Genomic DNA, 15,212 nt, shown 5'->3' with positions numbered 1-15,212 from the left:
CACCAGCGCGGACTCACGCACTACTTCTGCCAGAGGACAATTCCCCGGTACCGGGTACCTCCCTGACTCTGTCAGTCCCGGACGTAATTTTCATCTCTGCTTAAACTTCTCATAGTTTTCAGTAAAGTCTACCGGCAAAGAAAAATCCATCTGTGTTTCTTTCAGAATTTCAATCCTTTCAGCAGTGTAATTTTCGTCAAGGCTTCCCCATGAAGTTTTGATGTGTTCCCGCAGGACGTAAGCCTGCATGCACCTGGCTATAAACATCGGGGTATAATTATACAGAGAGCTCTCTGTTATCTGACTTTCCAGTCCTGTCTTTCTGTCTGACTTCAGTCTGTCTTCAATACGTTTCTTGAGAAAATCCGCTGTGAGCCTCTTTTCTCTTTTATTATTATTACACCCCTGGCAGACAGCAAGCAGGTTGTAACTCAGATGGTACCTACTTTTTTTCAGGCCAGAATCTATATGGTCTATCTGGAAAGAACTCGAAGGATAAAAACCCAGGCAATAACAACAGCAAAGAACCGGCAGGCTTTGCTTTTTCTTAAACACCTGTTTTAATGTCAGTGCCTTCCGGAGATATTTCCCTTTCAGATAGGGATCACCCACGTTTTCCTTTTGGAGAGGAAGCGGTTTTTCCGGTTTCACATCCGCAATGACTTTATTTTTTCTGCCTCTTGAATCAGAGTCATACAGATATTCATCGTCATCTTCATCATCGCCGGCGCAATCCTCTGCGGGGTTTGACAGGAGTAACGATACGTTTACAGGTGCCATTGTGCCAGCTTCAGACTCCGATTGACTCTGTTCCTCGATTATTGTTTTTTGTTCTTTTGGCATATTCATCAGAATACTTTCTACAGTTCGTAGTACATATGCGAGGCTCAGGCCGTTGAACTGTACCTCATTCAGATATTTCTCGTGTCCGTGATGACCGTGGTCGATAGACACTTTTAATAATTTATTTTTACTTTCTGCATCCGCGGGTTTTCTGATGCTCACTAAAGCGGTAAATTTGACAGTGCCAACTTTGTATTTAGCTATTCCAAGTAAATGGCGGTTGATTAAGGCTGAATGGGTGGGGGCAGCCAGGTTGTCGCTTATTTTCTCAGAAAGCCATAACACAGCATCATTGAGGTTGACTTCTTTCCCCCCGATAAAAGATGACATCCATTTATCACATCTTTTTAACTCTTCACCTAATACTTCTGGTTTTAATAATGAAACATCTGGTTTCCAGTAGATTCCTTTCATACAATACATAGCCTGATAGGCAGGAAGCGTCTCCAGAATATCCGTGGCTATCATCAAGGCCTTCCTGAACATACCCGTATCAACCCCGGCCGCTGTGAAATTTTCTATAGCCATATAGATTTTTTCTATAGCCAGCCTGTTACCTTTGGATGAGTTGCAGCTGGCGCAGCAGAGACAAAAATTTTCTGGGTCATATATACCAGCATCCAGAAAAGTATCGATATCCATACTGATATTTTTCAGTAAATGATAACGCGCAAACATTTTAAAAGGAATTATATGGTCTACGGCGGCGTGCTTATAATCAATGTGCTCATTACAGTAAGGGCATACCGGCGCCTCGTCAAAATATTCATAGAAGAAAGGATGTTTTTTAATCAACCCTTTTTTTTCCTTATCCAAAAAAGAATTATCTTTATTATGGTCTTCATCAAATTCATTTTTTTTGAAAAGGTAACTCATAAACAGGCGCAAATATGTCCTCCTGATAAAAAACAGTGACAACCGGGGGCTGTCACCAGGTTAATTATTTCTTCAGCAACAGTCTGGGCGAAATGCGCGCTGCATTCCCGGCTGCATTCCTTTCATAATGAAGGCCGAGGCCGGCGATACCGGGCCCACTGCTTTTCATTACGCCTTTGCCTACCTCCACATAGCCTGGCTGCCACTCTGTGAGGGTGCTGCCATCGGAATCTGCTCCGACCCAGTCACTTTCTTTCCTCGGTTTATATTCGAAGCAGAGGACGTTTTTCACGCCCCGCCGGATGGACAGGCGCAGCGAGTAAATGGGCCAGTCGGGCAGGTAGACCATGGCGGTCTCAACGTACACCGGTGACAGCTCCTCAAACAGCTGATTATCCCGGTTGGGGGCCCCCTGATGTTGTATGTTTTCTTCTCCGCCGCCCGTTCTTTGCGTTTTCAGCCGCATCTGCAGGGCCCAGCCCTCACCAATGCCTATCCCGTTGAAGTTAAAAATTTTCCGGTCTACTGCGTACAGGCTGATTTCACGGATGTATCCGTTAATCACCAGCTCCCGTGAGTCCACCGTAAACACCTCCTTCTTTTCTTCAAATGCCTGACCGGCCAGAAGGGAATACTCTGCTTCGCTGGCAATCTCGTGTTCTGAAACCTCCTCCATTTTCCATGCGGTATGGATATCAGCTCTTGCTTCGGACAGGTACACAGGCTGGCTTTCATCAGACTGGGCATTCACTGACATCATCCTGTCTGCCAGTGGCCCGCTCGCCGGCATCAGATGGCCGTTGACGTCGTTTTTCCAGCGCTGAGTCAGCAATGCATCATAGGTCGTGGCGACAGGATAAGGAGCCCCGGCAATATCCGCCGAGGACAGATAGACATCCTTTCCGGTGGCCGTTTTCAGACACGAGGTAATATTTCCCGCCGCGTCTTTTTGCCACAGCTGATGCGCTCCGCCTGTAAAGGGCTGCGCGCAGACGGTATAGCGTTTCGCGTCTGTGAGCTCTTTCTGATACGCACCTTCCAGCACCGAAAGCGCCAGCTTCTTATCCTTACAGGTGAATCTGACCCTGCTCTCGGCAATAACCGGCGGCTTGCTGTCCTTTATCTCATTGTGCGAAAACTCCTGCAGTGTCCACAGCTGGGTCAGATCAGAGCCCGGCGTCTGTTTTGTCAGCGTCAGTTTTTCACTGCTGCCTGCCGTCAGAACAAACCGGTTTTCAGTATCAGACAAGGCGGTATTAACAATCTCACCCGCTTCTGTGCATTGCCATTGCTGAAGCGGCGAAGACCCCACTTTACGGATCAGGACGTGATATCCTGAATCCTTATCTTCCGTACCGGCAGTCAGTGCAAAAGCAATGTCCTCGCGCGGGCCTGTCGCTCCGGGTTTGACCCTGATGTAGCTGATGATTTGCCCGTCTGCAGTCAGGTGCCATATCTGCGCCTGACTGAGTGAAGGATGAGACAGCACGGCCGTATCCCCCTGCCGCGGCGGAGTCAGCCCCAGCGATACCGCGGCCGGCCTGGCGAGGTTCTGAATGCTGAAATAAATTTCCCGCGCTTCTGAACCGGCTCTTTCTCCATATTCGCCGAAGAATAAAAATGAGGCATCCTCATCATTCAGAAGAGAACGCTTATCACTGGCCTGCGAAAATTTTTCAAGCACGTGCCATGCTTCCTCTCTTAGCGCCACCGGCAGCAGGTTGACGGTGGGCACTAAATTTTCACGCTGAATGGCAGACCAGCGGCGATAATCAGCCAGAGAATCTGCCCACAGGCTGGCATTCTGAACCGCAGCCCCTTCCCCGCCGACTGCCTGAAAAATAAGGTGCTGAGCTTCACTTGACGCCTCATCTGAGAAGGTCGTCTGGACCGAGTTTTCATATTTCAGCCCCGCATCACCGCTGGCAACCGGGTGAGAGAAGCTGGCTTTGACAGCGACCGCAAAGCGCTCGGTCAGGTCAGTGCTCTGTTCCTTCGTCGTCAGTTGCTTTTCCTCGGTCACATACAGGCGCCCGCCTACCCGGGTACTGACCGGCACAAAATGACCGAATGTATCGAGCACCTTTTTCAGGCGTCTGAACCGGGCTTTCATTGCCTCACTGGCCTGCCGATCCTTCAGATCTGCATCGGTTTCTGCCGGCGCATCGTCTTTAGCGGGTTCGGCTAAATCTGGAAGGGAGATTGTCAGCGCGGTCCGGCAGGCACGGATAAATGCCTGGCTGGCGCACACTTCTGAATCATCGAAGGATAATTCGATCATGGGAAGATAAAAACTGGCCGTCGTGTACAGCGTCCTGTTTATCCCTCCCGCGGTGATCCGACTCTGGCTTGACGATGCGTACTCGGTTCCAATTGCAGCGCTTTTAATCGATCCCATTGCGACGTTCAGTGATAAGGCGAGATTGGTCACCCCGTTTTTCTGCATCTGATGGACGGAATGATTGCTGGTATGGTTATTTTCAAAATAGCCAGAGAAGTTAGGGCGGCGGTAAAAAAGCGTGGCGGGAATGCTCTCGCGGTCCTCATCATCCCCGGACGACTGGTCGTCAGGGCGCCTGATAACTTCACGAAACCCGGACTCCACGGTATTGGCCGAGGTCTGGTCAATGACCACCCCCCGGTAAAATCCGATGCGATCCAGCAGGTCATTTCGCTGCGCGGTGTTCAGGTCGTAAAAATCGTGCGAAGGATTCAGGGTCACGCCCGTCGCATTCATCAGGGCAATCGCATCCCGGCTGGAAAAACTTTTGTCCCGTGAGGCCAGCGCCTTCATTTCCTCAAACAGTTTCGTACTCAGATCGGGCGTACTGACCCGGACCGCATTCAGCAGCGCAGACCGCCTGTCGGCCGTCTCTCTTTCGTCCGCCTTCTTGCGTTCTTCCGCGTCTTTCTCCGCTTTACTGAGCCGCATCATCTCATCACTGTTCTGCAGTCTGGCCAGCCTCTCCTCCGGGGTTCTGCCCTGGCTGTCTTTGTGCGGCATGTAAGCGGAGATATTTGGCGTGTCGTTTTCTCCACCCTTGCTGTCGTTTTCCGGTACCATCTTGCTGAACTCTCTCTTGAAGTGATGAAACTGCGTGATAAAGACCCCGTGCGGGGCTGCTTATTCTGTCGTCAGAAACCAATGCTGACCCGGATCATCACCATCTGCTCGCGCGTGCGCTGCGCGTCAAGCCCCAGCGTGCCCTGATAGGCAATGCCCGGCGTGATGTTGTACGGGAGTAGAAAATCAATCCCGGTGCCGACCGTCATCGCCTGCCGGCTGGTCTCCGTCAGCGCCACGCGCCAGGTGTCGTCAGCGGTGTCTGCGTAACCGATCCGCGCGGTACCGGCGTCGCTGAGCGTCTGTGCATACTCAATGCGTCCCTGCAGGCGCAGGATGCCCCAGCGGGCCGGTACGGTGCGTTCACCCCGCAGGCCGGCGGCCGTCACGACCTGCTCAGCCGTCTGTGACGCGTAGGCCAGGCTGAACGCACCGGCGCCCGACTCGCTGAAGCCGTCCAGCGACGTGCGGGTGTACTGCAGACGGGCGTAGGGTGAAAGCAGGTGGTCAGGCGCACGGAATTCATAACCCGAGGTCAGCGACGTAAAGATCTGACGCCCCGACCGTGAACCGCGGGCCACGGCGTCAGAATCCGTGACCGCACGGCGGCTGTCAAAGCTCAGCGTGCCGTGTCCCAGCAAGCCGTCCACAAAGAAGGGACCCGGGTGATAGCTGCCATAGAGGGCGGCGCTGAGCGCGCGACCATTTGTCCGGGTGCCGCTGTCGCCAACGTCGCTGACGTCGCGGCCGAATCCAATGCCCGCGCCGCCGGTGAAGGTCTCGCTAAAGCGGTAGTCGGCCCCGGTGGTCACGCCCACGGTGGTGTGACTGAAGCGCACGCCGTCCGCATTGTCGCCGCCAAAATCAACATAGCCTCCGGTCCAGTACGACAGCCGTTGCGCCTGCGCTTCGCCGGCGAAAGGCAGTGCCGGAGCGGCAGGCTGGCGCGGCGCGTCCGACAGGCCCGGTTTCTGCTGCTGCCAGGCCGTCGTCCACATATTCCGGTCGGCGTCGTGCTCAGGCCCGGAGGAGGGCATAGAAAAACGGACGCCGCTCATGTCAGAAGGCAGGTCGGTCCCGCGGTGCAGCTGCTCCAGGCGGTCGCTGAAGTTACGCAGCTGCGCGCGGGCAAAATTCTGTGCAGCCCGATACTGCGCGCTCACCAGTCCGATGACGTCAGCATCCCTGGACGGGTCGGGGCGCGCGGTAATGGTCAGGGTAATAAGCGCTGGCGAAGTGGTCCCGGCCGCGCTGGTCAGTATATAGCGGAGCGTGAGGGTGCCGCTGGCCTGCGCGGCGGCGTTGAACAGCAGCTGATAGCCGTCACCCGTAGCCTGGACTGAGGCTTTACCCAGGCTGGTGTCCGGCTGCTCCTGCAGCCGCGCGCCGGTGAACGGGCCGCCGGTCGCCCCGCCGGTCAGGCTGACGGTGACCGACTGTCCGGCGGCCACCGTGGCGGCATGGTCAGCCGCGGACGGTGCCGCAGCGCCAATGTTCAGCGAGTATCCCGCCTGCAGAGCCCTGCCGGTGGCATCGGTCACCAGAACGCTGAACGTGCTGCTTCCGGAAGACTGCGGTGTACCCGACAGCTGGCCGTCGCTAAACGTCAGTCCACGCTGCAGGGTGCCGCTCAGCTGCCAGCGATAGGGCGCGGTGCCGGCCGTGACGCTTAGGGCCTGAGAGTATGCCTGCCCGGCTTTTCCCTCTGGCAGGGCGCCGCCCGCGGGCTGGAGCTGTAGGGCGGCGGATACGGCGGCACTGACCGCCAGCGAGTAGCTGGCCGTGCCGCTGTTGCCCAGGCTGTCAGCGGCGGTAACCTGGAAGCGATAAGTGCCGGACGCGGTCGGTGTTCCGGCCAGCGCCCCCGTTGCCGCGTTCAGCGTAACCCCGGCGGGCAGGGCGGTGGCGCTGAAGGTATAGGGTGCGCTGCCGCCCGAGGCCGTCAGCGTCTGGCTCCAGCTGCTGCCCGCCGTGGCCGCAGGCAGGGCGCCGCTGCCTGGTGAGAGCGTCAGCAGCACCGGTGTCACGGTCAGCGACACGCGGGCGCTGGCAGAGGTGCCACTGCTGTTGGTGGCAGTATAGGTAAAGCCGTCGCTGCCCGCATACCCCGTGGCAGGCGTATAGGACACCGTCAGACCCGAAACTGCCAGGCTGCCGTGAGCCGGCGGGCTCACGATGCTGAGCGAACTGGCCGTTCCACCGGAGAGACTGAGCGTGACCGGATTGCTGCTGCTGTTGGCGGCCACGGTGGCCGTGCTGTCGCTGGCCACCGGTGAGGCGGCGCTGACGACCAGCGTATAGCTGGCGCTGCCGGTCGCACCGTTTGCATCCGTTGCGGTGACCTCGAAGCTGTAGCTGCCTGCGGCAGAGGGCGTTCCGGACAGTGTGCCGGCCGATGCGTCGAACGTGATCCCGGCGGGCAGTGCGGTGGCGGACCAGGTCCAGGGAGAGGTACCGCCGGAGACCGTCAGATTCTGTGACCACGCGCTCCCCATGATGGCAGCGGTCAGGGTGCCTGATGCCGGCGTCACCCTCAGCACCGGCGGGGTAACCGTCAGAGATACGGTGGCATCGGCAGAGGTGCCGCCGCTGTTGGACGCATTCCAGATAAAGCTGTCGCTGCCGGAATAGCCGGCTGCGGGCGTGTAAATTACCGAGGTCCCGCTGACCGTCGCGCTGCCATGAGCCGGGGAGGAGACGAGCGTCACTGAGCTCGCCGCTCCGCCGCTCAGGGAGAGCGGTATGACGTTGTTCGTGCTGTCAGCGGCGACGGTAGCGGCGTTGCCTGACGACACCGGGGCGGCTTCCGCGCGGGTGACGCTGAGCGTATACGCACGGGTCGTACCGTCCTGCGCCGTGACGACGACGGAAATGCTGGTCGTGCTGCCGGATGTCAGGCTGACGGACTGGGATGCCGAGCCGGATGCGACGGCGGTACCGTCTACTGTCACGGTGGCGTGGCTCTCGGCGACAACGGGGGTGACCGTGACAGATGACACGCTGCTGGCGACCGAGGCGCTGTAACTGCTGGTTGCGGCGCTGACTGCCGGTGACAACGTGCCTGACGAAAGCGTCAGACCGGAAAGCGTGGCGTCGGCGGAGGCGGTGGAGGCGCTGGTGCAGCTGAACACCAGGTTGCTTATCTGACCGTTCGACGTCGTGGCGCGGAGGGCGACGCCGTTTGCCTCCAGGCTGCCTGAGGGCACGGTGATAGTCTCGGTGTGAGGCGAGCTACTGGTAGCGCTGGCGGCATTGTAGGTCTGGAAACTGCTGAGGTTGTAACGCGCGATGCTGACGCTGTCGGCCATCGCCGCGCTTCCACCGTATGCCCCACCGCTGTCGGTAAAGCTCAGCGTCAGGGCATCACCGGTCGCAAAGTCAGAAGCCGGGTAGCGGTTTGTGCTGAAGGCAAGGGTGGAGGAGCCCGACAGGGCATTTACCGCGGCGCAGCCGCTTGACAGCGCTAAGGCGGCTGGCACAGAACAAAATATGACAAAAGCGGTGGTCAGGCAGACAGTTGTCCGCCTGAAAAAACTGGCACAGCGCATGGTTCACCCAGAAGCGTTTTGTTAGCTTGTTTTTAAGATTTATCCTATAAGGTAAATTATCATGAGAAATTACTGCCACAAAGACTGCCGGGCGAATGTAAGCGCCCGCGTCCCGTTCCGTCACATTCCCAGCGAAACCTCCTGACGTACCGGAACAGCATAATCATAAGCACTGCTGAAGATTAGGTTTATCAGTTTAATTCACTGCCTCCCGAGACTGCCCGGACACGCTTAGCGCGGGTTTAAAGGCTGAACAGATCCGCGATTCCCTGCAAATTTTCTGCAGCTTATTTACACACGGAAACACCAGCGCGAAACATTTAACCTGATAAGTAAATAATCCGATGAACAAAGATGATTTCCGCCGGTCAGCCGGCCTTTCTGCACAGCTCGCTGGGAAATGGTCTGAACCCCTGCAGGTAATCCCCCCGAAAAATCGGTGTGTTGATAAGTAGAATTTTCTCGTAATCTGAAGCGGGGAGATCTCTATGAAAAAATCACGTTTCACTGACAGCCAGATCACGTCCATCCTGAAGCAAGCCGAGGCCGGAACACCGGTGGCCGAACTGTGCCGCGAGCATGGCATGAGTAATGCCAGTTTCTATAAGTGGCGTTCACGCTTTGGTGGTATGGACGCTTCCATGATGACACGTCTGAAAGAGCTGGAAGACGAAAACCGTCGCCTCAAAAAAATGTATGCTGAAGAGCGGCTCAAAGCCGAAATTATTCAGGAAGCCATGGCAAAAAAGTGGTGACGCCATCGCGTCGAAAGCAGATTGCGCAGCACGCGGTCAGAAGCCGAAACGTCAGCGTGCGTTTTGCCTGTAAGCTGTTTGTGGTCAGTGAAAGTTGCTATCGCTATCAGTCTCAACTGAATGCAGAAAATGACCTCATTGCCGACTGGCTGCTCCGCATCACTGACAGCCAGCGGAACTGGGGATTTGGCCTGTGTTTTTTATACCTGCGCAACGTAAAAGGCTTCCGGTTTAACCATAAGAGGGTGTACCGGATTTACTGCGAGTTGTCGCTGAACATGCGAATTAAGCCGAAAAAACGGCTGAAACGGGATAAACCTGCACCGCTGGCGGTGCCTGAAAGCAGCAACAAATGCTGGTCGATGGACTTCATGCATGATCAGCTGTCGGATGGTCGCTCAGTCCGTCTGCTGAATGTTATTGATGATTTTAACAGTGAGGCACTGGCAATAGAGGTCGATTTTTCTCTACCGGCGAATCGGGTTGTGCGAACACTGGAACGGCTCATCGAATGGAAAGGAAAACCGACAGCTATACGGTGTGATAACGGGCCGGAATATACAGGAAAAATACTGACGTCATGGGCAGTTCAGCAGAAGATAACCCTTCGTTCTATTCAGCCGGGCAAACCTCAGCAGAATGCGTATATTGAGCGATATAATCGAACAGTACGTTATGACTGACTGGGGCAACATCTGTTTAAATCACTGGATGAATTGCAGGACTATGCCACTCAGTGGCAATGGTTTTACAATCATGAACGACCGAATATGGCGTTAAATGGCTTCACACCAATGCAGCATATTCAACGTATGACCTGATTCTACTTATTACTGCCGTTAAAAATGGGGGGATTGCCAACCCTCAGCGATTCACTTCCGCCCATCTGCTGTTTAGAAACGAAAATCATCACCACCCCAACCATGTTAAAATAATGCTGACTTTTTTAAACATAAAAATAAAGTATGCATAACAAATACGCAACGAACCTTATAAGGCGAGTCATTAAGAAGTAAAGCAATGTGAATTTTGTTTATAACCTTTAAGAATATACATATTCACATATATTAAATACATAAATTACATCCACTTAGTTATTAAGGGTTACTGGTTTAACATATCTTTTCGGAATCATAGCGTTATAATTAAGAGATTTTAATATTTTTCAGTGATAATTATGTTGTTTTGTCACATTTTTCTCTTACTATCTCCTCCCGATGTGTAGGCGGGGCATATGAAAAACTCTATGAGAGCTTCAAGGAAAGCAACATAAAGGACATTTCTGGTTACTTAAAGCGACTGAATTTAATAGAAAAGCCAAGACGGGATAGTTCGTTCCTTTCGGTTATACACAGGGCCCACTTCTTTTCAGTACCGTTTGAAAACTTCAGTATGCGGGATAATGCGTCTGGAGACTTAGCACGTGACGTGATTGCCGATAAAATAATATTTAACAATAGGGGTGGGATCTGCTTCGAATTTTCAATATTGCTAAAAGAGATGTTTGATCATATCGGCTTTATGTATGAGACACGTCTGGCAAGGGTTCTGATACCCTTTATGACGCCTGCAACACACCAGTTATTTATTGTGACTGTAGACAACGAACAGTGGATTTTTGATGTAGGTTTTGGTGCGAAAGGCCCACGAGCACCTCTGTTACTTACTGACGGTTACATCCATGAGCATCCTTTTTTGTCCTCCAGAGTTAGCCGTCATCCTGAGCTTGGCTGGTTAGTCTCCGTTAAAGAAAACAGTAAAAATGATGCGGTCTGGGAAAACATTTATTCATTTCATGATGTTGCTACTTACCCCGCCGATATCAACATGGCTTATTTCTACACTCTCTTTTCGTTAGAAAGTCTGCTTAACACAAACAGGGTCGCAAGTCTTCCAACAGAGAACGGCAGAATTAGCATACGAAACAATACTTTTACCGAGGTAAATGGATTAAGTACCTTATCAAGGGAAATAACTGACAGGGAGGAAATGGCACAACTGCTGTCAACAAGGTTCGGGATCAAAATTTCCCCTGAAAAACTTACTGACGCGAGAAGCCAATGACGACCACATATCTAATTGTTCCGGGATATACAAATTCAGGCCCTGATCACTGGCAGTCATTTATGGAAAGGAAGTACAGCAATGTTAAGCGTGTTCAGCAGGATGACTGGAATACACCTTGTTCTTTATGGGTTAACAGACTTAATCAAGTAATTGTCGGCACGCAGGGGGACATAGTACTGCTTGGTCACAGCTGTGGTGCAGTTGCCGTAGCACAGTGGGCTGCTACGCATTCATGCAATAGGGTTAAATCTCTGATTCTTGTAGCACCGGCAGATGTAGACGCTGAGACAGCGATAGTTCCTATCAGACAACAGCGACCGTTACCCGAAGGAACGCTGGGATACAATGCTCTGCTCATTCACAGTGACAATGACGAGCATCTTAGCGAAGCGCGCGCGCACGCCCTGGCTGCGGAATGGAGATGTAAAACCCACTTGTTCAGCGGCGCGGGACATCTTCACACGGCCGCGGGGTATGGTGAATGGCCGGAGGGTGAGCGTCTGTTTGAAAACTTTACGGGTATCGCATTACTGAGTGTTAGAGAAAAGGACTAAAGATGTTTGGGGAAATGAAGAAATTTGGCTCAGCCGCTCACAGTTTTTTACTCGCTACCTTCCTGATGGGGCTGAGCAATGGCATGTTCGATGCCGTTTATAACTTCTACCTGGAGGCACGTGGCGTTGATAAAACTGCAACGGGACACATCTATGCTGTAGCTATGACGATGATGGCGGCAGCAGTAATTCCGTTGATTTTTGCCAGCAGACGGATGTCTCAGAAGAAGCTGCTGTTAATTTTTGCATTCATCTACGCGTTGCCATTTATTCTTCTGCCGATGCTTACAACGGTCTGGGGAAATGCCGTTACGCTTGGGTTAATACTTTCCGGAATGATCGCACAGCTGTCGTTGGGGAACTCTCTTATGGGATCAAATATCGATTCCAAGAGCAGAACGACGCTGTTCAGCTGCTTCTTTGTCTCCTATCTGGGAGCAGCAATGGCAGGCTCAATCGCTGTTAGCGTCATTACGCATTTTTCACATGCCGTACCATTACGAAATTATCAAGCGATTCTGGTAGCTTCGATAGCGCCAAAGTCATCGATGCCCAGCTTTTCAGCGACCTCTTCACAGAAATTGATGAAAAATAGCTCACCAGCGGTGAGGTTCGGTCTGCCCGCGTAGAAATAGGTGTTATTGAGTTCTTCAGTGGTGTCCATTGTCAACTCCCTCAAGTTCCCTTCATTTATCGTCCTGACGCTTCTTAAACAATACCTCCCGCCTTCAGGCCTGACAACCTGTCAGGCACAGGATAAACAGATACGGTACTTCAGCCATATCTCCCTGCAGTTAAAAGACATCAGTTTCAGACGCAGGGAAATGCAGGCATGTCTGACTTCTCAGCAGCATTCCAGTACCACCAACGCCCGGGCCCATATTCCGCCTCATAGTGAGAGGTTTTTACCTGCTTGCGCAGCAGGTACTCCGGCGAGTTCATGCCGAACATATCCATCGGCAGCGCATCCACACCGGGAATATCTTTGAGCACAAAATCCGGAAAGACGTCTTCCTCACCGTCGTAGCGTAGAAGCTTGATAAAAGCGCGTTTTTCCTGCCTCAGCTTTTCTTCCACAGCTCCCTCATCGCGGGAATCCAGCAGAATAAAGCGTGGGCTGACCGGATAAACCTTTTTCTTTGTCATATACAGTCCGCTAAGCAGATTATATTTCGCCTGTCGATCATGAATAATTGCACTGTACGGGCGATGACTCTGCCCAAAGCCGGTTAAATTCATTCTGATATTTCTTACTCAGGAATGAGTTGTCTCTGATGACCAGTGCATTCCCGGCATTACGCTTCTCAGCAGATGAGGTGTAATTAAAAGAATTCGTCTTGAGAGTGTTATCGTCAATCACCATGGATTTATTTTGCATGATGGCGTAACGGCTATTTAGTCGCACTGCCACACCCAGATCGGCCAGAAAGGTCACGGCTGTGTCCCGGTCGCTGCTGGCTTTTTCATCGTCACTTAACTGGACAGTTACACCGCAATTTTTCGCGTACACCAGTGCCGCCGCAATCGGCTCACTGTTGAAGCTGTATGCCATCATAACGATACTGCTTTCAGCGCCATCGATAGCGTCTAATACGATTCAATGCATCTCTTTCAGCCGTAAACGGAAAACCCACGGCGATTTCAGGTACTGAGGAATAAGCCAGGACGGGCGCGGCCATTATAATGACCTGCGCGAAATGATATGAAAGATCCGTTAAACACACTCAGCGGAAATCAGCGCTTCAGCAATTGCTGGCAAGCGAGGTTATCCTTCGCTGCGCGCTGTTGCTCATCAGTCGTTAGCTGCTGCCAGCGGCTAATGACACTGCGACCCAGCCCCGGTTTATAGGCAATTTTCTGCAACGCATAGTCAGAGTTGCCGCCTTCAATGACGTTTTGCATCTGCTGATCCAGCGGTTGCACACTGTTTTGATCAATCGCGCAGAACACCGCGACGTAATACGCCTTATCTTCCTCACTGTCGTGCGGGATAAACCACCATGCGGCCAGAGCAAGGATCAGCAGCAGGGGCAGGATGTATTTTACTTTAGCCATCGGAGTCACCGGTTGTGGGCAGTTAAGTCAGCCGGAGATGGCCAGACGCAGGGCGCGTATCCTGCCACAGATTACGCTCACCGTTAACCCCGTGTGGCAATGTTCAGACTACGGGCGCTTCAACCAGCGTCGCACTAATCTGCGCATCCGGCATCATCTGCTGTAATCCCGAGACCAAATCGTCGCTGGCCTGCTGGAGCGCGGTGAGTGGCATAGCGGGCAGGCTTTCCAGAATGAACCACATCTGACGCGCGCTGGCATCCAGTCGGGTTCGTACACCCTGACGCCAGTTCCAGCGGCGGCAGGTCACGCCCTCATCATCACGCCAGATCACTTCGCCGGGTTCCGGTGACTCGTAAACTACCTCGCCCTCTTTGACGGTATCGAAACGTTCACTGCCGTCAGCAATCACCAGACGCGGCGCGCCAGCGTAAGCCGCGATATTCTCACCGCCGACCGGCAGGGCGTAACGAATGCTGATGGCGTTATAGAGATCGACAACCGGATCGATAGCAGGCAATGCCCCATCCCGCAGCACGCGCTTGCGCAATGCTTCAGCAGAGCAGGGCGTGCGTTTCGCTTTGGCACCAAAGGCTTTGAACACCTCAGCCCAGGCGGCGAGATGCGCATCTGCCCAGGCCGCATCATCATTTACCACCTGCTGACATGCACTCTTCAGTGCTTCGCTGGCGATCTCAGGTCGGATAATGGGTGTCGCCTCGACCACAATACTCATGGCACGAAAGCCGGGGGCGAGCGCGAAAACGGCGGGATCGATTGACGGATGAACAGATAACATCGGATACTCTCTCAGTGACTAATTTATTTCATAGTAATGACCGATGACCAATAAAGTCAATATAACGACCGATGCGGGTGCCGATGTCGCCAGCGTCAATCAGGCTGTTTCAGACAGCATCAAAAGCTGGCGTAAACGCCAGAAACTCTCGCTGGACGAGTTATCCCGACGCGCAGGCGTCAGTAAAGGGATGCTGGTCGAGATCGAAAAAGGCGCTGCCAATCCCAGCATTGCCATTCTCTGTAAAGTGGCTGCCGCGCTGGGCATCTCGGTGGCGGATATCGTTAACGTTTCGCATGCACCTGACGCCTGGCTGATAGAAAACAGCGACATGCCCGTGCTGTGGCAGGGTGAGCAGGGCGGCAGTGCGCAGCTGCTGGCGGGAACACGCGGGCCGGATATGATCGAGCTATGGCGCTGGCAGATGTTTGCGGGCGAAGTGTTCAGTTCAACCGGCCATTCTTCCGGCACGCTCGAACTGCTGCACGTTGAGCAGGGCACGCTGGCATTAACTGTGGGCGAGCAGATCCTGGTGGTGCAGCAGGGCTGTGCTGCTGTTGCGCGTACCGATATACCGCACGCCTATGCCAGTGCCGATCACCAGCCGGTTATCTTCACCATGACGGTGGCCGAACTTCAGCGCTGAAGGCG

General features: G+C 53.4%; 10 protein-coding genes and 2 pseudogenes. 4 read left to right on the top strand and 8 right to left on the bottom strand.

Going from position 1 to position 15,212, the window contains the following annotated elements:
• Nucleotides 1-90: 90 nt before the first annotated feature.
• The 3 genes from AC2LB6_RS00505 to AC2LB6_RS00495 all read right to left on the bottom strand — a co-directional run bounded on the left by AC2LB6_RS00505 (nucleotide 91) and on the right by AC2LB6_RS00495 (nucleotide 8,262).
• Nucleotides 91-1,731: an HNH endonuclease gene (locus AC2LB6_RS00505; protein ID WP_490091955.1), complete on the bottom strand. Its 1,641-nt coding sequence runs from the start codon at nucleotides 1,729-1,731 to the stop codon at nucleotides 91-93.
• 52 nt (nucleotides 1,732-1,783) lie between these two features.
• Complete coding sequence (locus tag AC2LB6_RS00500; protein ID WP_490091954.1) at nucleotides 1,784-4,783, bottom strand: hypothetical protein; 3,000 nt, start codon at nucleotides 4,781-4,783, stop codon at nucleotides 1,784-1,786.
• A gap of 71 nt (nucleotides 4,784-4,854) precedes the next feature.
• The gene (locus AC2LB6_RS00495) at nucleotides 4,855-8,262 is read right to left on the bottom strand and encodes an autotransporter domain-containing protein (protein WP_490091953.1); all 3,408 of its coding nucleotides are present in this window, start codon (nucleotides 8,260-8,262) and stop codon (nucleotides 4,855-4,857) included.
• Between the two features lie 557 nt (nucleotides 8,263-8,819).
• Between AC2LB6_RS00495 and AC2LB6_RS00490 the strand changes: the two are divergent.
• The 3 genes and pseudogenes from AC2LB6_RS00490 (at nucleotide 8,820) to AC2LB6_RS00480 (ending at nucleotide 11,707) form a co-directional block, all read left to right on the top strand.
• A pseudogene (locus AC2LB6_RS00490) lies at nucleotides 8,820-9,907 on the top strand (IS3 family transposase).
• A 364-nt stretch (nucleotides 9,908-10,271) separates the two neighbouring features.
• Nucleotides 10,272-11,150, top strand: coding sequence for an arylamine N-acetyltransferase family protein (locus tag AC2LB6_RS00485; RefSeq protein ID WP_490091952.1), 879 nt, complete (start codon nucleotides 10,272-10,274; stop codon nucleotides 11,148-11,150).
• Nucleotides 11,147-11,707, top strand: coding sequence for an RBBP9/YdeN family alpha/beta hydrolase (locus AC2LB6_RS00480; RefSeq protein WP_490091951.1), 561 nt, complete (start codon nucleotides 11,147-11,149; stop codon nucleotides 11,705-11,707). The genes AC2LB6_RS00485 and AC2LB6_RS00480 overlap by 4 nt, the downstream gene beginning before the upstream one ends.
• A gap of 523 nt (nucleotides 11,708-12,230) precedes the next feature.
• On the opposite strand, the pseudogene AC2LB6_RS00475 reads toward AC2LB6_RS00480, so the two are convergent.
• The 5 genes and pseudogenes from AC2LB6_RS00475 to AC2LB6_RS00455 form a co-directional block, all read right to left on the bottom strand.
• Nucleotides 12,231-12,371: pseudogene (locus AC2LB6_RS00475) on the bottom strand (STM2901 family protein); the annotation flags it as partial.
• A 146-nt stretch (nucleotides 12,372-12,517) separates the two neighbouring features.
• A complete protein-coding gene (locus AC2LB6_RS00470; RefSeq protein ID WP_490091950.1) occupies nucleotides 12,518-12,853 on the bottom strand; it encodes a hypothetical protein in 336 nt (111 codons plus the stop codon).
• Nucleotides 12,854-12,890: 37 nt separating this feature from the next.
• Nucleotides 12,891-13,262, bottom strand: a complete 372-nt coding sequence (locus tag AC2LB6_RS00465) for a phospholipase D-like domain-containing protein (RefSeq protein WP_490091949.1) — start codon at nucleotides 13,260-13,262, stop codon at nucleotides 12,891-12,893.
• A 179-nt stretch (nucleotides 13,263-13,441) separates the two neighbouring features.
• Nucleotides 13,442-13,762, bottom strand: coding sequence for a hypothetical protein (locus AC2LB6_RS00460; RefSeq protein ID WP_490091948.1), 321 nt, complete (start codon nucleotides 13,760-13,762; stop codon nucleotides 13,442-13,444).
• Nucleotides 13,763-13,865: 103 nt separating this feature from the next.
• On the bottom strand, nucleotides 13,866-14,561 hold the full coding sequence (locus tag AC2LB6_RS00455) for a B3/B4 domain-containing protein (RefSeq protein WP_490091947.1): 696 nt from the start codon (nucleotides 14,559-14,561) through the stop codon (nucleotides 13,866-13,868).
• Nucleotides 14,562-14,604: 43 nt separating this feature from the next.
• Here AC2LB6_RS00455 and AC2LB6_RS00450 point away from each other — a divergent pair, with 43 nt between their 5' ends.
• Nucleotides 14,605-15,207 carry a helix-turn-helix domain-containing protein gene (locus AC2LB6_RS00450; RefSeq protein ID WP_490091946.1) on the top strand — a complete coding sequence of 201 codons (603 nt, stop codon included), beginning with the start codon at nucleotides 14,605-14,607 and terminating at the stop codon, nucleotides 15,205-15,207.
• Nucleotides 15,208-15,212: the final 5 nt, after the last annotated feature.

The organism is Pantoea sp. RCC30.1, from assembly GCF_058148845.1.
This window is presented reverse-complemented; position numbering and strand designations above follow the sequence as displayed.

What these genes read in the sequence shown, in the direction of transcription:
- AC2LB6_RS00500 (WP_490091954.1), bottom strand. Translation starts at nt 4,783, where the DNA reads ATGGTACCGGAAAACGACAGCAAGGGTGGAGAAAACGACACGCCAAAT.
- AC2LB6_RS00480 (WP_490091951.1), top strand. Translation starts at nt 11,147, where the DNA reads ATGACGACCACATATCTAATTGTTCCGGGATATACAAATTCAGGCCCT.
- AC2LB6_RS00470 (WP_490091950.1), bottom strand. Translation starts at nt 12,853, where the DNA reads ATGACAAAGAAAAAGGTTTATCCGGTCAGCCCACGCTTTATTCTGCTG.
- AC2LB6_RS00465 (WP_490091949.1), bottom strand. Translation starts at nt 13,262, where the DNA reads ATGATGGCATACAGCTTCAACAGTGAGCCGATTGCGGCGGCACTGGTG.
- AC2LB6_RS00460 (WP_490091948.1), bottom strand. Translation starts at nt 13,762, where the DNA reads ATGGCTAAAGTAAAATACATCCTGCCCCTGCTGCTGATCCTTGCTCTG.
- AC2LB6_RS00455 (WP_490091947.1), bottom strand. Translation starts at nt 14,561, where the DNA reads ATGTTATCTGTTCATCCGTCAATCGATCCCGCCGTTTTCGCGCTCGCC.
- AC2LB6_RS00450 (WP_490091946.1), top strand. Translation starts at nt 14,605, where the DNA reads ATGACCAATAAAGTCAATATAACGACCGATGCGGGTGCCGATGTCGCC.